This window comes from Streptomyces sp. NPDC059900 (assembly GCF_050270335.1).
GTDB lineage: Bacteria > Actinomycetota > Actinomycetes > Streptomycetales > Streptomycetaceae > Streptomyces.
The window spans coordinates 1-4,713 of sequence record NZ_JBNNJZ010000609.1 but is presented as its reverse complement, the minus strand read 5'-3'; the positions used below and the strand labels follow the sequence as shown (position 1 = coordinate 4,713).

General features: G+C 66.2%; 1 protein-coding gene and 1 pseudogene. Both read right to left on the bottom strand.

Annotated elements, in window-relative coordinates:
- Window positions 1-2,721: pseudogene (locus ACQKIP_RS40235) on the bottom strand (sugar-binding protein); the annotation flags it as partial.
- A gap of 193 nt (window positions 2,722-2,914) precedes the next feature.
- On the bottom strand, window positions 2,915-4,713 hold a 1,799-nt coding region (locus ACQKIP_RS40230), incomplete at its 5' end, for a LamG-like jellyroll fold domain-containing protein (protein ID WP_427745306.1).

Here is a 4,713-nt window from a genome sequence, read left to right as displayed (position 1 = left end):
GTTGTCACCAAATTCGTCTTCCACAGTGGCGCGGCCCGCAACCGCGTCGAAGTCCGTCGCAGTCGATGCCACCCGCCAGTCGGTGCCCGCGCCATTGTCCAGTGAGGTCCAGGTCTTGGTGTGAGTAATGCCGGTGAAGTTGGCCGTTATCGTGCCCCAGTCCCGGACCTTCTTCGCGGTTTCGTGACGCCAGGGCCGGTTCACCGTCTTGTCAAGGATTTTGCCGCCCGGGCCGGAGTAGGTGACGGTCTTGTAAGCGGTTCCCTCAGCCGACTGGTGATCGGTAATCGGGTCGCCCTCGCCGCTGCCCAGACTGACCGAGACACTCTTGGTGCCGCCAGAGGGGTCCTTGCGGTCGCCGTCCATGCCGCGCAGGAAGTAGGAGTCTTCCTGTGACTTGAGCGCGTCGGCACCGCCCTGGCCGCCGCTCTTGACCCGGACGTGGCCGTAGCCGCGCCACTGGGACCAGGTCTTGAACTTCTTCTTGGTCAGGCCGTCGTCATCGTCGTAGTGCCAGGCCGCGTCGCCCAGGTACTCGTACGTGGTCAGGCCGTCAGCCGCGCCCCCGGTGCGGTCCTTGGTGGTGGTGGAGGTGACGACGTACTTGTTGAACCATTGGCGCTCGGGGTCGTCTGTGCTGGAGCCTCCGATGTATTGCGGGAAGCACCGCGTGGCGTTGGACTGCGGGGTAGGCAGTGAGTCCCATTTACAGGCCGGGGCTGAGTAGTCAACGGCGATCTGGCCGCTGGTCTCGTCGGAGACCCCGGACAGGCGGGCCTTGATGAACGGCGCGTATCCGTCGCCCGTCTTGTCCAAACGGTTGGCGAGCTGGGTGTAGGCGAAGGTGGTTTTCGGCAGCGTCACCGCGGGCTCGGCCGTGTGTCCAGTGCGCTGCACGGAGTCGAGGAGCAGCTGGTAGTCGACGTCCGCCATGCCCCACCGATGGCCCAGCTTCCAGGAGTCCACCTTGCTGTAGGCGTCGCCGTTGAGGATCTGGGTGGTGACGCCGGTCAGTCGCTTGCGGGTGAAGAAGGTCGGGGACAGGCGGCCCTGGTCACAGTCCGCGGCCTCCGGGCAGTTCATGTCCCAGGGCGTGTCGTACCAGTAGTAGGCGTCCTTGCTGATGTCCGAGCAGTCGGTCTTGCTGTCGGGGAGGCAACGTTCGGATGTGGCGAAGTCGACCTTGGCCAGCGGCTTGCCGCCGTACATGGCCGAGGACTTCAGTCCGTACTCGACCCTGTTGAGCGAACCGCCGCGGGTGTAACGGGTGTTGTCCTTGGCCTCGAGGTTGCGACCGTAGGAGTTCTTCTCCTGGTCGTAGTAGTACGCCATCGCATTGCCACGCGGGTCGACCACGTAGTCGAGGTTCCAGCGCCAGGCCTGCTGGCACCAGGAGTCGGCGAAGGACGCCTTGTGGCAGGGCTCGTCGGCGTTGTTGCCGAAGACCGGGGCCGTCCAGGTTGAACCGGTCGTGGCCTTGCCGTCTGCCCAGCCGGGCAGCCGGTTGTAGCCGAAGTAGTAGCGCACGCCCTGCGAGTCGGTCAGACGCCAGTACTCGCCGTCGTTGTCGCCGTTGCCGCGATCGGTCGATGCCAGCTTCTTGATGCGGCTGCCGTCGTCCTGCTGGAACTTGAATTCGCCGTCTCCGGCCGGAACCAGTTCGCCGCCCTTGCCGTTGAAGGTGATGAACGCATTGTCGTGGTCCCAGCACTGGTCGCCGGGCTTGTTGCCGTCCGCGTTCTTCTCTCCGTCGTCGGCGCACGCCTGGTAGCGGCGTTCGATGTAGCCAGACCACAGGTCGAAGCCGTCGCCAACCCAGGAGGACTGGTTGTTCGTCGACCCGGTCCGCCCGTCGATCGACGCGGAGGAGTAGGACAGGCCCACTTCCGGCTTCAGCTCACCGGGCACCTGAGGCACCGGCATGTCGTATGACCAGGTGAAGTCGCCAGTTCGCAGGTCTGTCTGCGAGGTGGCGGACGGCGAAAGAGTGGTGGCCTTGAAGTCGCCGCTGCCGCTCTCTTCTTCCGCGACGGCAGCCAGCACGGTCGGCCCTGCCGCGCGCACGTTCACCGCGTCCGCGGTCAGGGTCTGCTTCTCCGTGTCGTTGACGGTCGCCACTGGTTGCGCGGCCCGGCATTGCTCCTTGTTGGGGGTGTCCAGGACGCATGCGGGTAGCTGTACCAAGCTCAGCCGTGACGCGTAGCCACCGCCATAGGCCTCGGCGAAGCCGGAATAGTCGACGGCCGTCCGGACCTTGCCCGCCCTGTCCCCCTTGGCGTCCCCGGCCTCGAGCGCGAACACCACGCCTCTCACGCCGGCCCGCTTAGCCGTCTTCTGGTCCACAACCCGCGCAGTGACGTCACCCTGCGCGATCGAGTTGGTGGCTGTCCCGGGAGTGCGGCCCGCGCGCTTCGCAAGGGCCGCCTTTGGCGCACCCAGGGACAGCGGAAGCCCCGTGGCCTTGGCAGGCTTCACTGCCTTTTTGTCCGAAGGCTCCGGTATGGCCACCACGGCGGAGCCAGCCTTCGGCCAGGCTGCCTTCGGCGTATTCGGCGGAGTCTTGGGCCCCTTGGTCAGCGTGCGCGGCTCAGCCGTGACACCGTCCGTGCCCTTGACCGGTTTCTCGGCCGCCGGAAGGCTCGGCCATCCGCTAGTGTCCGCCGTCGCGGACGGTGCGCTCACTGCTTGCAGCAGCGTCCCCACCAGGGCGGCGGACACCATTAGGGCCGTCCTTCGCCGCAGCGCGCCGACCTGGCGGCGCGGTCTCTTCATGCCGTTCATCTTCAGGAATCAGTCCTTCGCAGCAACACCAGCCCACGCGGCAGCGCACCGTGGCGTTGAGAGGTCAGTAAGAAGTACGTCTCGTGGCGGGTTTGCCGGGAGAGTTCTGATGGCTCTCCCGGCACACCTCGGGTCAGCTGTCGCCCGGTATGTCGGTGGGGATGTCGAACATGGAGCCGGCCAGCTTTTCGATCTGTGCGTCGCTCAGGGCGCCCTGGAAGGTCCACACGTCGTCGACGGCGCCGGCGAAGTACGTTCCCGCTGTGTCCCCCTTGGCCTTGCCGACCTGGAGAGTTTTGGCGGCCCTGAAGGCCACCGCGTTGTCGGCCCAAGCGATCAGGTCCTGGCAGGCGGTGTCATCTCCAGCACCGTCACCGTCCGCATCGCCGCAGGCGACTTCCTGCAGTATTCCGTTGACGTAGAGGCGGGCTTCCTTGGCGAAACCGTCGTAGACAACCGCGAGGTGGTTCCAATCCGTGGCGTTGAAGAACTCGGTGTTGCTCACCTGGGTGACCGTGGCATCCGTGCTGTCCTTGGCGGGGAGCGTCAGCTCCCAGCGGCCCAGCCCCTGGGGGTCCTTGGCATCCGGCTGGAAGCGGACCTCGAAGGCACTGCGGACGGCCCCTTCGGCGCTGACCAGGGCCATACCGTGATCCGGGATGGCGGCGGCCTGGGCCCATGCCGTGACGGTGAAGCTGGCGCTGGTATCGACGGGCATTGTGCTGGTGGCCGCGTACGCGTCCGTGCCGTTCAGCTGCAGCCCTCCGAAGCCGATCATTCCGTCGCCCTGCTGCGCGCCTCCGTACAGGTTCATGGGGCGCTTCTCCGCGGAGAGGTCCGGTGAGGTGACGGGAGTGGTGGTACTGGTCTCCTCGAAGTTCCAGCGGCCCTTGACCAGCGGGCGCTGCTTGAACATCTGCTGGACTTCCTCGGCCGAGACCGGGCGGTCCAGCAGGCGCACGTCGTCGATGCTGCCCGGGAAGTGGTTCTTGACCTCACCGCTGTAGCTGCCTGCGCCCAGGTACATGGACTGGTCGGCATAGAAGGCGCCGGCCAGTGGTACCGATCCGGCCCTGGCGCCGTTGACGTACAGCGTGAGGGTGTTGGCGACCGTGTCGTGCACGCCCACCAGCTGTACCCACTCGCCCACGTAGGCACTGGCCCCGTCGGGTTGCATGGCGCGGATCGGGGTGGCATCCGCTGCGTCGGCGGAGTACTGGTTTACCGCCCACCGGTTATAGGTGGCGGAGTAGTACAGCTCGAATCCGGGGCGATCCTTTCCTGCCTGCGCGGCGATGACCGCCGCCCCGGATGGCTTCTTGTCCAGCTTGGCCCAGGCGGACACGGTGAAGCTGCGCGAAGTGTTCAGATGCGGTCCGTTGGTCTGGCCGATCTTTGCGTAGCCGTTGGTGCCGTTGAACGTGACGGCCTGGCCCGCGATGCCAGCGGCACCGGTGGTGACACCTCCGTTGTACTTGGCAGGCAGCACGCCGCCGTGTCCGGAGATTTCCTTGGCATCGGCTGCTTCGTTGAGGTCGAAGATGGCCAGTGCGGGGCGCCCGGGATCGCCGACCGTCTGCTGTGCGTGCAGCTTGTCGATTTCGTCTTGCGCCAGCGGCTTGTCGAACAGCTGGAGGTTGTCGACAGTTCCGGGGAAGAACGCCGAGGGGGCACCGTTGTAGGAGGCGGCTCCGAGTTGGAGGCCGCGGCGGGCCTCCCACGGGCTGTCGTAAGCGGTCTGCCCCACCAGCTTGCCGTCGACGAACAGCTCTAGCACGTCGCGCACCGAGTCGTAAGACCCGGCCAGGTGCGTCCACTTGTCCGGCACGACGCCGCCGGGTCGATCGGCCATCGCGCGGACAATGCCAGCATCGGCCGTATCGGACTTGTACTGGTTGAACGCCCACCGGTCATACGTCTTGGAGTAGTACC